20 protein-coding genes are annotated in these 18,618 nt (G+C 67.6%); 3 read left to right on the top strand and 17 right to left on the bottom strand.

Annotated features, from left to right (window positions below):
• Positions 1–10: 10 nt before the first annotated feature.
• The 4 genes from JOF40_RS11170 to JOF40_RS20445 all read right to left on the bottom strand — a co-directional run bounded on the left by JOF40_RS11170 (position 11) and on the right by JOF40_RS20445 (position 2,911).
• Entirely contained in the window at positions 11–772 is a 762-nt protein-coding gene (locus JOF40_RS11170) for an ABC transporter permease (protein WP_129185178.1), read from the bottom strand.
• Positions 772–1,461, bottom strand: a complete 690-nt coding sequence (locus JOF40_RS11165; RefSeq protein WP_129185179.1) for an ABC transporter permease — start codon at positions 1,459–1,461, stop codon at positions 772–774. Before JOF40_RS11165 ends, JOF40_RS11170 begins: the two co-directional genes overlap by 1 nt.
• Positions 1,458–2,306 (bottom strand): ABC transporter ATP-binding protein, encoded by an 849-nt coding sequence (locus JOF40_RS11160; RefSeq protein WP_129185180.1) that lies wholly within the window; start codon positions 2,304–2,306, stop codon positions 1,458–1,460. The genes JOF40_RS11165 and JOF40_RS11160 overlap by 4 nt, the downstream gene beginning before the upstream one ends.
• A gap of 299 nt (positions 2,307–2,605) precedes the next feature.
• On the bottom strand, positions 2,606–2,911 hold the full coding sequence (locus tag JOF40_RS20445) for a CBU_0592 family membrane protein (protein ID WP_425458204.1): 306 nt from the start codon (positions 2,909–2,911) through the stop codon (positions 2,606–2,608).
• A 93-nt stretch (positions 2,912–3,004) separates the two neighbouring features.
• On the opposite strand from JOF40_RS20445, the gene JOF40_RS11155 reads away from it, so the two are divergent.
• Entirely contained in the window at positions 3,005–3,934 is a 930-nt protein-coding gene (locus JOF40_RS11155; RefSeq protein WP_129185181.1) for a LysR family transcriptional regulator, read from the top strand.
• Between the two features lie 116 nt (positions 3,935–4,050).
• Here the strand turns inward: JOF40_RS11155 and JOF40_RS11150 are convergent, their stop codons facing one another.
• The 7 genes from JOF40_RS11150 to JOF40_RS11120 are packed head-to-tail and all read right to left on the bottom strand — an operon-like array spanning position 4,051 to position 9,664.
• The gene (locus tag JOF40_RS11150) at positions 4,051–5,010 is read right to left on the bottom strand and encodes a transketolase family protein (protein ID WP_129185182.1); all 960 of its coding nucleotides are present in this window, start codon (positions 5,008–5,010) and stop codon (positions 4,051–4,053) included.
• Positions 5,007–5,864, bottom strand: a complete 858-nt coding sequence (locus tag JOF40_RS11145) for a transketolase (RefSeq protein WP_209674549.1) — start codon at positions 5,862–5,864, stop codon at positions 5,007–5,009. Before JOF40_RS11145 ends, JOF40_RS11150 begins: the two co-directional genes overlap by 4 nt.
• Entirely contained in the window at positions 5,861–6,298 is a 438-nt protein-coding gene (locus JOF40_RS11140; RefSeq protein ID WP_129185183.1) for an RpiB/LacA/LacB family sugar-phosphate isomerase, read from the bottom strand. The genes JOF40_RS11145 and JOF40_RS11140 overlap by 4 nt, the downstream gene beginning before the upstream one ends.
• On the bottom strand, positions 6,298–7,293 hold the full coding sequence (gene dhaK, locus JOF40_RS11135) for a dihydroxyacetone kinase subunit DhaK (RefSeq protein ID WP_129185184.1): 996 nt from the start codon (positions 7,291–7,293) through the stop codon (positions 6,298–6,300). The genes JOF40_RS11140 and dhaK overlap by 1 nt, the downstream gene beginning before the upstream one ends.
• A 39-nt stretch (positions 7,294–7,332) precedes the next feature.
• On the bottom strand, positions 7,333–7,977 hold the full coding sequence (dhaL, locus tag JOF40_RS11130) for a dihydroxyacetone kinase subunit DhaL (protein ID WP_129185371.1): 645 nt from the start codon (positions 7,975–7,977) through the stop codon (positions 7,333–7,335).
• A 2-nt stretch (positions 7,978–7,979) separates the two neighbouring features.
• Positions 7,980–8,786: an HAD-IA family hydrolase gene (locus JOF40_RS11125; RefSeq protein ID WP_129185185.1), complete on the bottom strand. Its 807-nt coding sequence runs from the start codon at positions 8,784–8,786 to the stop codon at positions 7,980–7,982.
• A complete protein-coding gene (locus JOF40_RS11120; RefSeq protein WP_129185186.1) occupies positions 8,783–9,664 on the bottom strand; it encodes a class II fructose-bisphosphate aldolase in 882 nt (293 codons plus the stop codon). Before JOF40_RS11120 ends, JOF40_RS11125 begins: the two co-directional genes overlap by 4 nt.
• Positions 9,665–9,805: 141 nt before the next feature.
• Here JOF40_RS11120 and JOF40_RS11115 point away from each other — a divergent pair, with 141 nt between their 5' ends.
• Positions 9,806–10,537, top strand: coding sequence for a GntR family transcriptional regulator (locus tag JOF40_RS11115; RefSeq protein ID WP_209674547.1), 732 nt, complete (start codon positions 9,806–9,808; stop codon positions 10,535–10,537).
• Positions 10,538–10,542: 5 nt separating this feature from the next.
• Here the strand turns inward: JOF40_RS11115 and JOF40_RS11110 are convergent, their stop codons facing one another.
• The 6 genes from JOF40_RS11110 to JOF40_RS11085 all read right to left on the bottom strand — a co-directional run bounded on the left by JOF40_RS11110 (position 10,543) and on the right by JOF40_RS11085 (position 16,273).
• On the bottom strand, positions 10,543–11,610 hold the full coding sequence (locus JOF40_RS11110) for a zinc-binding dehydrogenase (RefSeq protein ID WP_129185188.1): 1,068 nt from the start codon (positions 11,608–11,610) through the stop codon (positions 10,543–10,545).
• A gap of 2 nt (positions 11,611–11,612) precedes the next feature.
• Positions 11,613–12,575: an electron transfer flavoprotein subunit alpha/FixB family protein gene (locus JOF40_RS11105; RefSeq protein WP_129185189.1), complete on the bottom strand. Its 963-nt coding sequence runs from the start codon at positions 12,573–12,575 to the stop codon at positions 11,613–11,615.
• A gap of 20 nt (positions 12,576–12,595) precedes the next feature.
• Positions 12,596–13,378, bottom strand: coding sequence for an electron transfer flavoprotein subunit beta/FixA family protein (locus tag JOF40_RS11100; protein ID WP_129185190.1), 783 nt, complete (start codon positions 13,376–13,378; stop codon positions 12,596–12,598).
• Between the two features lie 143 nt (positions 13,379–13,521).
• Positions 13,522–14,307: an amino acid ABC transporter ATP-binding protein gene (locus JOF40_RS11095; RefSeq protein ID WP_129185372.1), complete on the bottom strand. Its 786-nt coding sequence runs from the start codon at positions 14,305–14,307 to the stop codon at positions 13,522–13,524.
• Positions 14,308–14,348: 41 nt separating this feature from the next.
• Positions 14,349–15,305: an amino acid ABC transporter permease gene (locus JOF40_RS11090; protein WP_129185191.1), complete on the bottom strand. Its 957-nt coding sequence runs from the start codon at positions 15,303–15,305 to the stop codon at positions 14,349–14,351.
• Between the two features lie 2 nt (positions 15,306–15,307).
• On the bottom strand, positions 15,308–16,273 hold the full coding sequence (locus JOF40_RS11085) for a transporter substrate-binding domain-containing protein (RefSeq protein ID WP_129185192.1): 966 nt from the start codon (positions 16,271–16,273) through the stop codon (positions 15,308–15,310).
• Between the two features lie 310 nt (positions 16,274–16,583).
• Here JOF40_RS11085 and JOF40_RS11080 point away from each other — a divergent pair, with 310 nt between their 5' ends.
• The gene (locus tag JOF40_RS11080; RefSeq protein WP_188111939.1) at positions 16,584–18,608 is read left to right on the top strand and encodes an oxidoreductase; all 2,025 of its coding nucleotides are present in this window, start codon (positions 16,584–16,586) and stop codon (positions 18,606–18,608) included.
• The last annotated feature ends 10 nt before the right edge of the window (positions 18,609–18,618 follow it).

Raw genomic sequence — 18,618 nt, 5'->3', positions numbered from 1 at the left:
CCCTTTCGAGTCACGCGGTGGTGTTCGCGTGCGGCCTTGTGGACCGGCTTGAGGAGCGACGAGATGTCGCGGGGCGGTGGTCGGTGAGTCCGGGGGTGGCGGTGAGTCGCTCGGCCAGCGCGAAGAGCCCGTCGACGGACAAGGCGAGGGCCGTGACCAGCAGGGCACCGCCGAGGATGCGGTCGTAGTCGTTGAGACCGATGCCGTTGCTGATGATCTGTCCCAGCCCGCCGAGGCCGGCGTAGGAGGCGATCGTCACGGTCGCGATGACCTGCAGGGTCGATGCGCGGACCCCGCCGATGATGAGCGGCAGCGCGAGCGGGATCTCGACCTTGGTCAGGATCTGCCACTCGGTCATGCCGTTGGCGCGTGCCGCGTCGATCACCTGTCGGTCGACCGCCTCGAGGCCCGCGTAGGCACCGGCCAGCATCGAGGGGATCGCGAGGATCACGAAGGCGATCGTGGCACCCACGATCGGCGCGTCGTCGTAGCTCAGGAAGTAGCCGAAGACCATCAGCAGGAAGAACAGCACGCCCAGCGTGGGCAGGGCGCGCATGGCGCCGGTGAAGCCGATGACGAACTGGCGACCGCGACCGGTGTGGCCGATGAAGAAGCCCAGCGGCAGGGCGATGAGGGCGGCGATCCCGACGGAGATCGCGGTGTAGAGCAGATGCTCGATGAGCCGGTCCTGGATCGGGAGCGGGTTCTGGCTGCCCGGCTTCCAGTGGGACCCGTCGAAGATCCAGCCGATCGCGCTGAGGAGCTTGTCCATCAGAACCCCCGCCCGCCGAGGCCGGAGATGGCCGCCACATGAGGCTTGGCGACCACCTGTTGGCGCGACCACGGCATCAGCAGGCGACCCAGCAGCACGATGATCACGTCGAAGACCAGCGCGATCAGCAGGCTCATGACGATGCCGACGATGACCTCCTCGAGGATGCCGCGCTGCTTGCCCTCACGGAACAGCAGGCCGAGGTTGCGCGACCCGATGATGACGCCGACCGAGACGAGCGCGATGGTGCTGACCGACACGATGCGGATGCCGGCCAGCAGCACCGGGCCGGCCAGCGGCAGCTCGACGCGCCAGAAGCGGCTGGCCGGGGAATAGCCGATCGCGCTGGCCGCGTCGATCGTCATCTCGTCGACCGATGCGAGCGCGTCGGAGGCCGAGCGCGCCATCACCGCGACGCCGTAGATCGTGAGCGCGACCACGAGGTTCGTCTCGTCGAGCACCCGGGTGGGCAGGATCAGCGGGAGGATCACGAACAGCGGCAGCGACGGGATCGTGTAGAGCAGGCTGCCGCCCGTGATGACGATCCCCCGCGAGACGCGGTTGCGGTTGGCCAGCCAGCCGAGCGGGATCGACAGCACGAAGCTCAGGACGATCGGGATGATCGCGAGCCTGATGTGGTCGAGCGTCAGCTCGCGGATGAGATCGAGGTTGTCGAACGTCCAGCTCATGACGAACTCGTCCCGGTCCCGTCGGCTGAGCCGAGCACGCCCACGGGGCGTCCATCACCGTCGACGACCAGCGTCAGACCCTTGTCGTCCGCGCGCTGCTGGAGGTGGAGGGCGCGCTTGCCCTTCTCGGCACCGATGAAGCTGGCCACGAAGTCGTCGGCCGGTGCGGCCAGGATCTCGGCCGGCGTGCCGACCTGGGCGATGACCCCGCCCTTCTTCAGGATGACGACCTGGTCGGCCAGCACGAACGCCTCGTCGATGTCGTGCGTGACGAAGACGATCGTCTTGCCGAGCTCGCGCTGCAGACGGTTCAGCTCGACCTGCAGGTCGTCGCGCACGATCGGATCGACCGCGCCGAACGGCTCGTCCATCAGCAGGATGTTGGGGTCGCTGGCCAGGGCGCGGGCCACGCCGACGCGCTGCTGCTGGCCGCCGGACAGCTGGCGCGGGTAGCGGTGGGCCAGGCTGCGGTCGAGCCCGACCTTGTCGAGCAGCTCGAGCGCCGCCGCCCGCGCCTCGGACTTCGAGGTGCCCAGGAGCACGGGGACGGTGGCGACGTTGTCGATGACCTTGCGGTGCGGCAGCAGGCCCGAGGCCTGGAGCACGTAGCCGATCGACCGGCGCAGCTCGACCTTGTTGCGCGACGCGACGTCGACGTCGTCGATCAGGATCTGCCCCTCGGTGGGATCGATCATCCGGTTGATCATGCGCAGGAGCGTCGTCTTGCCGCAGCCGGAGGAGCCGACGAACACCGTGGTCTTGCGCGACGGGAGCACGAGGTTGAAGTCGGCGACGGCCTCGGTGCCGTCGGGGAAGCGCTTGGTCACGCCGCGAAACTCGATCATGTCGGTCCGATTCGTCGAAGCGAGGACCAAGGGCAGGTACAGCGCTCCGGCGGCGTGAAGTCGTTGGGGCGGTACTCGATCGTGCGGTCCTGCAGTTGGGTAACGGCTGGAGGTAGGCAGTCAGTTCGGGTCGCCCTGCAACAGGCTGAGAACATTCTGACCGCATCGATGCCCATCGGCAATGCGAGGGCCGCGGATCGGGGGTCGGCAGTCCGGATTCCGAGCCCCAGCCGTGGCATCAGCGCGGCCACCCTTGCCAGCAGTCGCGTCGGTCCAGCAGCTCGATCTGCATCGACGCCTCAGGCCACGGGACTGGGAGTCCCCCGCTGAGCGGCTGGGGAACAGTCCGCTTCGACCTCATCGCCGCCGCTCGCACCGACACCCCGAGCCAACATCGAGTGCAGGCCCAGGGCGGCCCACACGACGTTGGAGGCAGCGCTCGGCCAAGCGCCGTACAACCCGCTCGCAGTTCCGGCCAGCAGCCCTCCGACGACGTTGAGAAGGGCGTACCTCCGCGAGGTCGATGTCAGACGTCCACGCCACAGCAGGCCGTAAGCGGCGAGTGTGCCAGCTGTTCCCAGCCAGCCGAGCAGTGCAGCAGTCATCTCCCTCATCCCTCGTGTCCCGACCAATTCTGCCGATGCGACGACTTCAGCACAATTGCACTCTGATTCAGATCGCGGTTAGCATTGCTTCACATGGACGTGGACCCCAAAAGGCTCGGCACCTTGCTCGCAGTGGCTCGCAACGGCGGAGTCGTCGCGGCTGCCGACGAGCTCCGGGTATCGCCGTCAGCCATCTCCCAGCAACTGACCAAGCTGGAGCAAGAAGTCGGCCAAGCGCTGGTTCTCAGAACCACGCGTGGGACGACCTTGACGTCGGCGGGCCTCACGATGGCGCAGGCCGCGGAGGACATCGAGCGCGTCATGGCGACCGCTCTGCTCGCTGTTGATCGGCCCGCCGGGCCGGACGGGACGATGCGCGTCGGGGCATTCAGCAGCTTCCTGCGCTCCGTCCTGGTGCCGAGCCTGGCTGACTGGAGGGCCAGGTTTCCCCGCATCCAGGTGGAGCTCGTCGAAGGCGACCTGCCGCAGCTCGGCAGGCTCCTGCGCCGTGGAGAGCTCGACGTCCTGGTCGTCGAGCTGGATGCCTCCGGCGACCCACCGGACCTTCCCCCAGGAGTCATCGAGGAACCCCTGCTGGATGAGCCGTGGCGGCTCGTGGTGCCGGCCGGAACCGTCCTTCGGGACGACAGCGTCGACCTCGACCGCCTGGCTGTCCCCTGGCTGGGGGTCGACGAGGCGTCGGCAAGTTCTGCCGCGGCGAACAGACTGCGGCGTGGCAGTGGCTCCGGGCCCACCACCCTGCACCGGTACTACGAGACGACGACCGCGCTCGCTCTCGTGGCGGCCGGGGAGGGCATGGCTCTCGTGCCGGCCTTGGCTCTCGGGGAGTCCGTACCGGACGGTGTCGATGTTCTCGATCTGCACGGGCTGGGCACTCGACGCATCGTCATGCGGAGCATCACGAAGCGAGCGAACGACGCAATGGTCAGGGCAGCGCGAGAACTGATCCACGAGGCGGTCGCTGCTGTCGACCTCGAAGGCCGGAGCAGCCACGCCGACTGACCCGGCTCATTGGCCAGGCGATCCTGGCCTGCTCGCGTGAGGTGCCGCTGACGGCTGGACCGACCGACGTTGCTTCGTTGCTCGCCGAGGTGTTCTCGCAGAATGGTGGTGCATGGCTACTTGGCCGACGCAGGCCGTCCGGCCGCGACGATGTCACGCAGCTGGCGAGTGAGACCCTCGGCATCCAGCCCGTACGTGGCGAGGAGCCCCTCGTACGTTCCCGTGATGACGTGCTGGTGCGGCAGACCGATCGCGTCGTGCCGCACCCTGAGCGGCCCGAGGCACTCTGACACCGCTGCGGACAGACCGCCCCGGTCGTAGTGCTCCTCGACCGTGATCACGTGGCCGGTGCGCGTCGCAGACTCGATGATGAGCTCTGCGTCCACCGGCTCGACGGTAGGCATGCAGAGCAGATCGAGCGTCACCCCTTCTGCTCGCAGCGCGTCGACCGCCGCGATGGTGTTCGCCGTCGCAGGCCCCGTGCTCACCACCGTGGCGACGTCGCCCGAGCGGTGAGTCCGTCCCTTGCCGATGACGAAGGGTCCTTCGGCAAACAGGTTCGCGATCGCCGGCCCACCGATGCGCATGTAGACCGGGCCCTCATGGGTGAGCATGGCCCGGGCGGCTGCCCTGATCTCTCCGGGGTCTTGCGGGGAGAGGACCACGACGCCGGGGAGCATCCGGATGATGGCGTAGTCCTCGAGCGAGTAGTGCGTCGGCCCGAGGTCGGAGTACGTCATCCCGCCGTTGCGCCCGACGATCTTGACGTTCTGGCCCATGTACGCGACGTCGTTGCGGAAGGCTTCGTAGTTGCGGTTCGTCACGAACGCCGCGATGGCGGCGAACACCGGCACGAGTCCGGTGGTCGCCAGACCCGAGGCGACGCCGGTGGCCCCGTGCTCCTGGATGCCGAACTCCAGGTAGCGCCCCGGGAACCGGTCACGAAACGCGCCGAAGCCTGAGGACACTCCGCTGTCGGCGGACAGCACGACGACACGGGAGTCGTCGGCCGCGAACTCGGTGACCGCCTGGCCGAACGTCTTGCGAGGGTCGACGAGCTCAGGTGCGGCGGTCATCGGGCGACCGTCTGAAGGCTGAGCTGCTGAAGGCGCGCGCGGATCTCCGCCTCGGCCTCGGCCATCTCAGCCGCGGCGGGTTTCCAGTAGTGGGAGGCGGCGGTGTCCTCCAGGCTGCTGACGCCCTTGGCCTTCGTCGTCTGGGCGACGACCGCCGTGGGGCTGCTCGAGTCGCGGTCCACCTCGGCGAGAACGCCCTGGATCTGCTCGACGTCGTTGCCGTCGATGGTGCGGACCTTCCACCCGAAGGCTGCGAACTTGTCGGCGATCGGCTCCATGTTCATGACGTCCGCGGTGCGTCCGCTGATCTGCAGGTCGTTGACGTCGACGAACGCCACCACGTTGCCGAGCTGGTGGTGCGCGGCCATCGCCGCGCCCTCCCAGTTGGACCCTTCCGGGAGCTCCCCGTCGCCCAGCACGACGAACACCCTGCTGCGGCGTTCCTGCAACCGGAGGCCGAGGGCGATGCCGCACGCGATCGAGAGCCCGTGGCCCAGGGCACCGGTGTTCGCCTCGACACCGGGCAGCTTGTGCATGTCCGGGTGCCCCGCGAGGCGACTGCCGAGGTCGGAGTAGGTGTCGACCCACGGCTCCGGGAAGTAGCCCCTTCGGGCCAGCACTGCGTACTGCGCGAGGGCCTTGTGACCGGCCGACAGGATGAACCGGTCCCGGTCGGGCCGGGTGGGCTCGAGCGGGTCGATGTCCATCTCGTCGAAGTAGAGCGTCGTCAGGATGTCGACGCACGACAGGGCCCCGCCGACGTGACCGGAGCGTCCGCCCCTCAGCATCCTGAGGATGAGCAGACGGGCCTCCTCGGCCTCGATCCGGAGATCCTGCGGTGCCAGCCTCCTCACGTGGAGACCTCGTACTTGTACATCTCGGCCAGCTTGGGCGCACTGCGCGGTGACTCCACGTACGTCGCGCCCAAGTAGGTCGCCAGGATGCGCTTGGCCGACTCCACACCCGTCACCTGCGAGCCCAGGGCGATCATGTTGGCGTTGTTGCTGAGCTGGGCGCGCTCTGCCTGGTAGGCATCGGTGACCAGTGCGCAGTAGGCGCCCTTGACCTTGTTCGACGCGATGGAGACGCCGATGCCCGTCCCGCACAGGACGACGGCGCGATCGACGTCGCCCCTCACGACGCTCTCCGCGACGCGGACGGCCGTGTTGGAGTAGAGCGGATCATCTGAGCCGAAGTCCTTGATCTCATGGCCGAGCTCGACCGCGTAGTCGGCGAGGGTCTGCTTGAGGTCGTGGGCGTTCGGGTCGCAGCCGAGTCCGATGAGCATCAGAAGATGCGAACCGGGATGTGGGCCGGCGCTTCGAGCAGCGACCGGATCTCGTCGTCGAGCTTGACGAGGGTCACGGAGGTCCCGACCATGTCGAGCGCCGTGCAGTACGAGCCGACGTAGTTGCGTCCGATGGAGATGCCCTTCTCGGCGAGGCGGGCGTGGGCGATCCCGTACAGGAGGTAGAGCTCGCTGATGGGCGTGCCGCCGAGGCCGTTGACCATCAGGGCGACGTCGTCGCCGGACGAGAACGGGAGATCCGGGATGATGGCCTCCAGCAGCTCGTCGACGATCTCGTTCGCGGAGGTCATCGTGGTCCGCCGGCGGCCCGGCTCGCCGTGGATGCCGACGCCGACCTCCATCTCGTCGTCGCCGATGTCGAACAGCGGCGTCCCCTTCGCGGGCGGGGTGCAGGCCGTCAACGCGACACCCATGGTGCGGGTGGCGGCGTTGACCTTCTCGCCGATGCGGACGATCTCGTCCAGGTCTGCGCCGGCTGCTGCCGCGGCACCGACGGCCTTGATCACGAAGAAGTTGCCGGCCACACCCCGTCGGCCGATCGTGTAAAGCGAGTCCTCGACGGCCACGTCGTCGTTGATGAACAGGGTGCGGACCTTGATGCCCTCGGCGTCGGCCAGCTCCTCGGCCATCTCGAACGCCATCTTGTCGCCCGTGTAGTTGTTGACCAGGAGAAGAACGCCCTTGTCGCTGGCGAGGCGCCGAGCCGCTTCGAGCACGTACTCCGTCGGAGGGGCAGCGAAGACGTCGCCGGGGCAGGCGCCGTCCAGCATGCCGTCGCCGACGAGCATGACGTGAGCCGGCTCGTGGCCGGATCCGGAGCCCTGGATGATGGACACGCGGTCATGGTGGGGAGCGTCGGCGCGCAGGATCAGGTTGAACTCGGGCACGTACGTGAGGGTGTCCGGGTTCGCGAGCGCGAGTCCCTGCAGCATCTCGGGCACGAAAGCCTGGGGGTCGTTGATGAACTTCTTCATGCTGGTTCCTTCGTCTTGACGGGGCGGTGGGGTGGGCGGTCAGGCCCAGGAGTCGACGATGTGCTCGGCGAGCACGGCCATGGCGATCGCTCCCGGGTCGGGAGAGCCGATGCTTCGGTCCCCGGTGTAGGAGGCTCGCCCTCGTCGCGCCGTCAGGGCGCTGGTTGCCTCGGCGGACTCGCGAGCGACCTTGGCCGCTCGTTCGGCCATGGCGCGCGGCTCTGCGTTCTCGGCGACGCCGTCGCGGATCTCGTCGGTGAGAGGCACCAGGGCGTCGAGCAGGGTCTTGTCGCCGACCTCAGCTCCGCCTCGCTTCTTGATGCCGGCGATGGCGGCATCAAGCATCGAGACCACATCGGCACCCTCCAGCGATTGCTTGGACTTGATGGCGATGGCGGCCCGGAGGAAGGCCGTGCCCCAGATCGGCCCCGAGGTGCCGCCGATGCGACTGCTCATCGTCGTCGCGACGCCCTGCAGGAAGGTGGAGAGGTCGGAACGGTCGTAGCTGTCCCAGTCCTCGAGGACCTTCTCGAACCCCCGGGCGAGGGAGTAGCCGAAGTCTCCGTCGCCGACGACGGAGTCGAGGTCGCAGAAGTACTGCTCGTTGGCCACGCAGGTCGTGGCGATGGTCTTGACGGTGTTCTCGAGCCGGGTCGTCCCGGTCGTGCTGCCGCTGTCGTTCATGGTCACCTACCGGGTGTTGAGTTGGCCGAGAGGGCGGCTGCCCTCACGCGGATGAGGTCGTCGATTCCCACGTGGCCGACGATCGCGGTGCCGTGGGGCGAGTCGAGGACGACCGTGGGGTCTGCCGGGTAGTCGCCCAGCGAGCTGACGACGAGAGCTGCACCCGAGAAGTCCTCGTCAGCGGTGTAGCTGCTCTGGGTGACGACGGTGACGAGCCCAGCCGCCAGCGCCGCGGTCAGGCCGACATGGCTGTCCTCGATGACGATGGCACTCGTGGAGGACGCGCCGAGCTGCGCCAGCGCCAGCTGGTAGATGTCGGGTGCGGGCTTCTTCGCCGCGACGTCGTCTCCGGCGAACACGGAGAAGTGCGTGGAGAGCTCGGGTCCGACGACGTGCTCGAGCACAGCCCGCACCGACTCTTCAGCCGAGGTCGAAGCGACGGCAAGCCCCCATCCCGCGTCGTGCGCCTCCGCGACGATGCGGGCGACACCCGGCCGTCCGGGGAGACGGCCGGCTCGGACCATGTCGGTGTAGCGCGCGGTCTTGTACGCGTGCCAGGACAGGACGACATCGCGCTGCTGCCGCGGGTCGGTGGGGAGCCCAGCCTCCTTCACGAGCTCGGGGGTCAGGACGGAGGCGAGGCGTTCCTTGCCGCCGCCGATCCTCAGGAGCTCGGCGTAGTCGTCCTGGCTCCATCGGATGGGAGCTCCGAAGTGCTCGAAGGTCTCGTTGAAGGCCGGAAGGTGTCCATCTCGCTCCGTGTCGGCGAGGACGCCGTCGCAGTCGAAGATGAGGAAGTTCGAAGTCATGACGGCATCGCCTTCACCGCGGCTTCGGCGCGGCCGGCCGCCCCGAACGCGTCGATGTGCGCGACGATCTCCGACCGGACGGCGTCCGAGACGGACCTGAACATCGACGGCGGGTCCCAGCGGTCCGTGCGGCGGGCCTCGTCCAGATGGGCGGCGGCGGCCCGCATGTAGGACATCTTCACGGCGGTCGAGATGTTGATCTTCGAGACGCCGGCGGAGATGAACGACCGGAACTCTTCGTCGGACAGGCCCGTACCGCCGTGCAGGACGATGGGCTTGTCGGTCAGAGCGGCCAAGGCCGTGACTCGCTCGGGCAGCAGGGTCGGCTTGGACGTGAACATGCCGTGGCTCGTCCCGAGCTGCGGAGCCAGCAGGTCCGCGCCTGTGCGTTCGGCGACCTCGGCGAGCTGCTCGACACTGTAGGCGTGCTGAGCGTCGTCGGACCCGACGCCATCCTCGACGCCGAGGATGTTCTCGATCTCGGACTCGATGTCGACGCCGGCGGCGTGGGCGGCAGCGACGACCTCGGTCGTCTCTCGCTCCGCGGTGGCGAGGTCGCGGTCGGAGGCGTCGAACAGGATGGACGACCAACCCGCCGCGATGACCTCCGCGACGACGGCCCGGTCGGGGCAGTGGTCGAGGTGGAGCGCCACCGGCACGGAAGCATCCCGGGTGAGGGCTCGGAACGTGTCGGTGAGGAGTCCCGTGCCGACTGACCGCGTCGTCTTGACCGACACCTGGACGATCAGCGGCGCCGAACGCAGCTCGGCGGCCTCGACGACCGCGCGCATGCCGACCTCGTCGAACACGTTGACGGCCGGGACGGCGTATCCGTGATCTCGTGCGACCCGGGTCAGGGCGGCTGTTGACACCTGCATCTGCTTCGACTCCTCGGTAGGTCCATCATCTGAGGCCCTGTGTCAGGGCTCACAACCAACCACTTCACCGTACCTGTATAGACAGGGTTGTACAAGTATGTTGAGGTACAGATGTTCTACTCTTGCCCGATGGAGGAACCCGTGACCGAGACCCTCGACCGCGACTCAGCGGTTCCGCTGTACCAGCAGCTCGAGGAGATCCTGTACGCCAAGATCGCCGGCGGAGAATGGGTCCCCAACCAGCGCGTGCCGTCCGAGAACGAGATGAACCGGATCTACGGCCTCAGCCGCATGACGGTGCGAGGGGTCCTCAGCAAGATGGCGACTGAGGGGCTGCTCGTGAGGGTCCCCGGCAAGGGCACGTACGTCGCGCCGCCGAAGATCACCGCGCGGTCGCCCGCCTACAAGGGCGTGCGCGAGCAGCTCGAGGCTCAGGGGTACGCCATCTCGACGACGCTGGTGTCGGTCGAGACCACTGCTGCTCCGCGCGCCGTCCGCGAAGGTCTTCGCCTCGAAGGCCAGGACGTGGTTGCCGTCGTCCGGCTTCGTTCGGCGAACGGGTCGCCCGTCAGCCTCCATCGGTCCTACGTCCCGGCGGACCTTGCTCCCGACCTCGCCGACCACGACCTCGTCGGACGGCAGCTGTGCGTGGTGCTGAAGGACCAGTACGCGCTGCCCATGGCTTCGGTGGCGGAGAACCTGGAGGCCGTCGCGGTCGAGGGCACCGACGCCACGCTGCTCGAGCTGCGACGTGGCGCGCCTGCCCTCATGCTCACCGACGTCATCTCCGACCCCACCGGTCGCCCGTTCGAGTACTCGTCCATCGTCTTTCGAGGCGACACCGTCCGCCTCCAGTTCGACTACGAGCTCTAGGGCACTCATGGCCGCAGCATGACCTTGATGGCACGCCGCTCGTCCATGAGCGCGTAGCCCTCGGCGGCATCGGCCAACGGCAGCTCCTGGTCGAAGACCCGTCCCGGCTGGATGGACCCCCCGAGCACTGCTGGCAGCAGATCTGCCATGTAGTCGCGGACCGTGCCCATGCCGCCGCGGACGCCGATGTTCGTGCGGAACATCGTCTGCACCGAGAGGTCGCCGCCGGTCACAGGCACGCCGACGAAGCCCACATCGCCTCCTGGCCGCACCGACCCCATGGACTGCGTCATGGCCTCCACCGAACCGACGCACTCGAGTGCGATGTCCGGCCCGATCCCGTCGAACATGTCCTTGACGATCTCGATGGCTTCATCACCTCGCTCGGCGACCACGTCGGTGGCGCCGAAGTCGCGCGCGAGCGCCTGACGGTCGGCGTGGCGCGACATCGCCACGATGCGCTCGGCACCCATCCGCTTGGCCGCGATGACGGCACACAGCCCGACGGCGCCGTCGCCCACCACGACCACGGTCGAGCCGGGTCGGACGCCGGCCGAGATCGCCGCGTGGTGGCCGGTTCCCATGACGTCCGACAGCGCCAGCAAGTCGGCCAGGTTGGTGTCGTTCGCAGCGCCGTCTGGCACGACCGTGAGTGTGCCGTCGGCGAAGGGGATGCGAACCATCTCGCTCTGCGTGCCGTTGGCGTGGCCCTCGCCGGGGATCTCGGCACCGAAGGTGCCCCCGTTCAGGCAGTGAGCCGTGAACCCTGCTCGACACACGGCGCACGTGCCGTCGGCGATGTAGAACGGCGAGATCACGAAGTCGCCCGGACGGACGGCGCGGACGTTGGTGCCGACCTCCTCCACGACGCCGACGAACTCGTGCCCCATGCCGTGGTCGTGGGCCGGCTTGCGGAACCCCCGGTAGGTCCACAGGTCGGAGCCGCACACGCAGGCAGCCGTCACCCTCACGATGGCGTCGAGTCCGCTCGCACCGGGACCGGTCAGGAGCTGCGGCTCATCTCGTTCCTCGACGGTGACCAGGCGGTCACCTCGCACGTGCACTGTCTTCATGGTCAGCCCTTGCGCTTCTTGACCTCGTCGGTCGCGGCGGGCAGGACGGCCTTGAGGTCGCCCACGACGCCGAAGTCGACGAGCTCGAAGATCGGGGCCTCGTCGTCCTTGTTGACCGCGATGATCGTCTTGGACGTCTGCATGCCGGCCCGGTGCTGGATCGCACCAGAGATGCCGTTGGCGACGTACAGCTGCGGCGAGACCGTCTTGCCGGTCTGGCCGACCTGGAAGCTGTGCGGGTACCAGCCGGAGTCGACCGCAGCACGCGAAGCGCCCACGGCAGCACCGAGGCTGTCGGCGAACGCCTCGACCTCGGTGAAGTCACCACCGGTGCCACGCCCACCGGAGACCACGATCGCGGCCTCGGTCAGCTCAGGGCGACCCGAGGCGGCCTTCTCCTTGGACGCCGTGATCTTCGCACCCTTGGCAGCATCCGTGATGTCGGCCGTCTTGGCCTCCACCGCACCGGCACCACTGACGGCCTCGGGAGCCACCGAGTTGGGCTTGACCGAGATGACCGGCGCACCCTTGGTGACCTGCGACCGCACCGTGAAGTTGCCGGCGAAGACCGACTGCGTCGTGGTGACCGTGCCACCATCAGCCTGGACGTCGACCGCGTCGCCGATCCAGCCCGACTCGGTCTTGAGCGCCACGCGGGCGCTGATCTCCTTGGCCTCCGTCGACGAACCGGTCAGCACCGCGGCGGGGCTGACCTCGGCCACGAGCTGGCTGAGGGCCTCGGCCTTGGGACCGACGAGGTACTCGTCGTAGACGGCGTCGTCATAGGTGTAGATCTTCTCGGCACCGTACTCGGCCAGCACACCATTGTCGGCACTGTGCCCACTGGCATCGGCAAACACGACGGCGGAGGGCTCGCCGATGCGGCGGGCGATCGTGAGCAGCTCGAGCGACGGCTTGGTGACCTTGCCATCAGGAGCGTCGATGAGAACGAGAACTTCAGTCATGTCAGATTCCTTCGGCCTTCTCAGACGAACTTCTTGGACGCGAGGAACTCGACGAGCTTGACGCCGCCATCTCCCTCGTCGGTGACGATCTCACCGGCCGTGCGCGGCGGACGGGGCTCGAACGACTCGACCTTGGTCCAGGCGTTGTCCAGACCCACGCTGCTCGCATCCAGACCCAGGTCGGCCAGCGACCACTCCTCGACCGGCTTCTTCTTGGCGGCCATGATGCCCTTGAAGGACGGGTAACGAGCCTCGCCGGTCTGGTCGGTCACCGAGACCACGAGCTTGCCCGTGCCCTCGATCTCCTGCGTCGCGACGTCGCCGTCGCGGCGGATCTTGACCGTGTCGCCGTCGACCGTGATCTCCGAGGCGAACGTGACGGCCGGAAGGCCGAGGCGCTCGGCCACGAGCGTCGGGACGACACCCAGGCCCGCGTCGGTCGAGGCCATGCCGAAGAACAGCAGGTCGAAGTCGCCGACCTTCTCGATCGCCTTGGCCAGGATCTCCGACGTCGCGAACGCATCAGACCCATGGATCGCATCATCGGTCACGTGGATGCCCGAATCGGCACCCATCTGCAGCGCCTTGCGCACCGCGTCAGCCGCCTGCTCCGGCCCGACCGTCAGCACGACGACCTCGCCGTCACCGGCCTCGATGGTCTGCAACGCCTGCTCGACCGCATACTCGTCGAGCTCGGACAGCAGACCATCCACACCAACACGATCGACGGTGTTATCGGCACTGAACGTCCGGTCAGCCGTGGCGTCCGGGACGTACTTCACAGCAACAACGATTGTGGTCACGAGGACCCTCCTACGGACTGTCCGTCCAGTTGATGGGCAGCCCGGACCCCTGTGGTCCCCGGACTGTCAGGTGCTTGCGCTCGGCGGTAGCGAGGAACGGCTGGCCCGGGTACCCGGGCGCAGCACGTCGTGCCGAGACCCGCTCAGAGCAGCGTGCTCAGGAACGTCTTGGTCTCGGGTGCCTGGGGGTTGTCGATGACCTGCGACGGCGGCCCGTCTTCGACGACCACTCCGTCGGCCATGAAGATCACGCGATCGGCCACATTGCGCGCGAAGCCGACCTCGTGGGTGACGACCATCATCGTCATGCCTGTCGCCGCGAGGCGCTTCATCGCTTCGAGCACCTCCCCCACCAGCTCTGGGTCGAGGGCGGACGTGGGCTCGTCGAACAGCATCACCTTCGGCTGCATCATGAGCGCACGAGCGATGGCGACACGCTGCTGCTGTCCGCCCGAGAGAGTTCCCGGGTAGGCGTTCTCCTTCTCCAGCAGGCCGACGTCCTTGAGCAGCGCCCGCGCCTCACCGACCAGCTCGTCGCGGCCACGACCCTGCACCTTGCGCGGCGCCTCGATCAGGTTCTCCATGACCGTCATGTGCGGGAAGAGGTTGAACGACTGGAAGACCATGCCCACCGTCTGCCGCTGCTTGGCCGCATCGCCCGTCCGCAGCTCGTGCAGCTTGCCGCCCTTGGCGCGGTACCCCATGACGAAGCCGTCGACGACGACGGCACCGGAGTCGGGCCGCTCGAGGTGGTTGACGCACCGCAGCAGCGTGCTCTTTCCCGATCCCGATCGGCCGAGGATGCAGACGACCTCACCGCGTTCGACCTCGAGGTTGACGCCCTTGAGGACGTCCAGCCCGCCGAAGCTCTTGGTCAGGTCGACCACCCGCACGATGGGCTCTTTGGGACTGTTGTTGCTCGACTCCATGGGAGCGGCTCCTGTCTTGTCGATCTCTTCGGTCCCGATGCTCATGCCGGCACCTCTGACAGACGGGCCTTGTCCTTGCGGAGGGCCTTGGCTGCCTTGGGCGTCGGAGCACTCGCCGTGCCCCTGCCGTAGTACTTCTCGACCCGACGCTGGATGACCGTCAGGATGCTGGTGCAGAGCAGGTACCAGAGCGACACCACGATGAGCAGGGGGATCGTCTCGAAGTTCTGCGAGTAGATCAGCTGGGCCGAGTAGAGCAGGTCGGGCAGAGCGATGATGCTGACGAGCGAGCTGTACTTCAGCATGCCGATGACCTGGTTGCCGGTCGGCGGGATGATGACGCGCAGCGCCTGCGGGAGGATCACCCGGCGGAACAGGAGGAACTGGCTCATCCCCAGCGCCTGAGCAGCCTCGGTCTGTTGCTTCGGGACCGCCAGCAGCCCGCCGCGGATGATCTCCGCCATGTAGGCCGCCTCGTTCAACGTCAGCCCGAGCAGCGCGACGAACCAGACCGTCAGGACGTCGTTCGTGCTGGCGCCGACCAGCTCCGGACCACCGAACGGGATGGAGATCCCGAGACGCGGGTAGAGGGCGGCGAAGTTGAACCAGAAGATCAGCTGGATCAGCAGGGGGGTTCCTCGGAAGAACCACAGGTACAGCCCGGCCACTCCGGACAGGACGCGGTTCTGCGAGATGCGGAAGGTGGCGAGGATGATGCCGAGGACGAGGCCCATGGTCACCGCTGCGACCGTCAGGATCAGCGTCGACCGCAGTCCGGCGAGGATCTGCGGGTTGAACGCGTAGAAGGCGACTCGGTCCCACTGGAAGTTCTCGTTCGTGACGACCGAGTAGCCGCCTGCGACCGCGGTGAAGATGACCAGCGCTGCCGACGCGATGCGCAGCGGATGCTTCAGCTGGACGACGTCCGTCGGCGGCTTGTCCTGGGCGGCCAGCCGCTCGTGGGACGAGGTCCCACGAGCGGCTGCCTGGGAGGTCATGCTCACTTGGTCGACGTCTTCGCGCCCGAGACGGTCGTCGAGTAGACCTCGGCCTTGTCGACCTTGCCCTTGTCGCCGTCCTTGAAGTACTTGGCCGTGATCTTGTCGTACTCACCGGTCTCGATGAGGTGGTTGACGGCCGCGGCGAACGCCTCGGTGATCTTCGCGGTGTCGTCGTTGTTCGGGAAGGCGAAGCCTGTCGGGAGCACGGGGACGAAGGGGACCTCGACGGTCTTGAACTTGCCCGGCGACTTCTCGAGGAGCAGGCCGGCGGTTCCCTCGTCGGTCAGGTTGGCGTCGACACGACCCTGCGCCACGGCGAGGTTGACGGTGGCCTGGTCCTGGAAGGTCTTGATGGTCAGGTCCTTGCCGGCCGCCTTGCAGTCGGCCTTGGCCGAGGTCGCGAAGCCAGCTTCCTGCGACCCGAGCAGGACGCCGACGGACAGGCCGCACGCGTCGGTGGCGGTCTCGACGGTGTCGGGCACCTTGCTGTCGGTCGGCACCACGAACAGGTCGCGCGTCGTGTGGTTGAGGACGAACGAGACCGACTTGAGGCGATCGTCGTTGATGCCGATGTCGCCGACGGCCGTGTTGTAGCGCTCTGCCTGCAGGCCGGTGATGATGCCGTCGAACGGGATCATCACGTAGTCGGCCTTGACTCCGAGCACGCCCGCTGCAGCCGTCATGAGGTCTGCGTCCCAGCCCGACGGCACCTTCGAGCCGCCCGTGGGGGCGGAGACGGCCGGGGCGTAGGCCGCGGCGGCGATCTTGATCGACCCGTCCTTGGTCACGGACGAGGGCAGCAGGGCCGCGATCTTGTCGACCTTCTCCGATCCCGAGCCGCCACCGGCCGCTCCGGAGGCGCTGGAGCTGTCGGACGATCCACCGCAGGCGGCGACGGAAGAGAGCAGTACGGCGACAGCAGCTGCGCCGATGAGACGGGTGCTGCGCACAGAGGTGCGGTTCATGGCAGGACTCTTTCTGGTGGAGGGACCCCGAGAAGGTGATCGTCGTACTGTTGAAGTGTGGGACAGTTCTACCTCACATCACAACCCCTTGACAACAGGTTGCCGAGAATGTTTCTCGCACGAAACGTCTCTGACACCTTAGGCGCGGCCCAGTGACGCACGCCTCACCAATGAGATTACAAACGCTCCGCGGCGAGTTACCATCGTCGTACCGACTGTTGAAGTGTTGTGCACTTCAATGGCGAGTAACCCTTCATCTCGCACCATGCAACGCCGCGAGGCACACACCCCAGCTCGAAAGGCATCCCCCGTGGACCCTCTGCTCGAACCCTTCAGCTTCGCCAACCTGACGGTCAAGAACCGTGTGATCACGACGGCGCACGCCCCGCTGGGATACACCCGTGACGGCTTGATGACCGATCGATACCTCCGCTACCAGGAGGAGAAGGCCATCGGTGGCATCGGTCTGGTGATGTTCGGAGGATCGAGCTTCGTCGCCGAGGACGCGCACAGCTTCTTCGAGAGCATCAACGCCGGCAACCCTCGCATCGTCGAGAACTACGCCGACCTGTCTGAGCGGCTGCACAGGCACGGTGCCAAGACGATGGTCCAGATCAGTCACCTCGGCCGACGCGCGGACGATCACGCGACCTGGCTCCCCACGGTCGCGCCGTCGGCCATCCGCGAGCGCGCCCACCGCACCTTCCCCAAGGTGATGGAGGACTTCGACTTCACCCGCATCCTTGCCGCGTACGCGCGCGCCGCGCGTTACGCGAAGGACGGCGGCCTCGACGGCGTCGAGATCATGGCGAGCTCGGGACACCTGCCTGACACCTTCTTCGCCAAGCGCGGCAACACCCGCACCGACCAGTACGGAGGGTCGGTGGAGAACCGCGCGCGGTTCCTCATCGAGATCGTCGGAGCCATCCGCGCAGAGGTCGGTGACGACTGGGCCGTCGGCGCGCGGATCCCCGGCGAAGAACCCTCCCCCGACGGCCTGCAGGGCGAGGACTGCGTCGAGATGGCGGGGTTGCTGGCGGGCACCGGGCAGATCGACTTCCTCAACGTTCTCTACGGCAGCGGGTTCACGCACCGCGAGCTCGCCGACCTGATCCCGTCCGCCGGCACTCCCCTCGGCGAGAAGCTGCCCCTGGCCCTGGCCATTCGCCAGGCAGTCGACGTGCCCGTGTTCCATGCCGGCCGCGTTGCCGACCTGGCCACTGCCCGATACGCACTGCGCGAGGGCTTCGTCGACCTCATCGGCATGACCCGCAGCCACATCGCCGACCCGCACATCGTCACCAAGCTCGAAGCCGGTGAAGAGGAGCGGATCCGTCCCTGCGTCGGTGCGAGTCACTGCCTGACCGGGGTCGAGACCCTGTGCATCCACAACCCGGCCACGAGCCGTGAGGCCTTCATCCCCCACCTGACCACCCCCACCTCCGAGCGGCTTCGTGTCGTCGTCGTCGGCGGAGGGCCGGCGGGCCTGGAGGCCGCGAGGGTCACGGCCGAGCGAGGCCATGACGTCACGCTGTACGAGGCGGCCAGCCAGTTCGGCGGCCAGGTCCTGCCCCTGTCGCGATCAGCGCGGCAGTCCGAGAAGCGGTCCATCACCGAGTGGCTCGTGGGCGAGGCGAAGCACGCCGGGGCACGCCTCCTGGCCAACCACTACGTCGACGAGGACGACCTCCTCAAGCTCGACGCGGACGTCTTCATCATCGCCACCGGCGGCATGCCCAACACCGACCTGCCCCAGGGAGGCGGCGACCTGACCCTGAGCGTCGTCGACGTCCTCAGCAAGGCTGCGCCCTCGAACACGTCGGTGCTGATCGTCGATGACCACGGTGCCGAGCAGGCGCTGGTCGCCGCTGAGCACTTCCTCGAAGGCGAGGGCAACACCGTGGAGATCGTGACGGTCGACGAGCACATCGGTCACGACGTCGGACACACGATCATCCCCGGCTACAAGACCCGACTCCTCCGCGGCGGCGTCACGGCGACGCCGGACACCGAGGTCCTCTCGGTCGAGCGCGCCGACGGACGGCTGAAGGCCACGCTCCGCAACGTGCTGTCCGACGCCATGGACGAGCGCACGGCCGACGTCGTGGTCGTCGAGCAGGGCACCATCGCGATGGACGACGTGTATCTGGCCTTGAAGCCGCACTCGCGCAACAACGGCGAGACCGACCTGGACCTCTTCCGGTTCGGGCAGGCGCAGCCCACGCACGATGACCGCGACGGACGCTTCAGGCTCTACCGGGTCGGGGACGCGATCTCCCACCGCGGCATCCACTCCGCGATCTACGACGCGCGTCGCCTCTGCCAGAACTTGTGAGCGACTGAGA

The sequence above is a fragment of the Aeromicrobium fastidiosum genome, assembly GCF_017876595.1.
Taxonomy (GTDB): domain Bacteria; phylum Actinomycetota; class Actinomycetes; order Propionibacteriales; family Nocardioidaceae; genus Aeromicrobium; species Aeromicrobium fastidiosum.
This window is presented reverse-complemented; position numbering and strand designations above follow the sequence as displayed.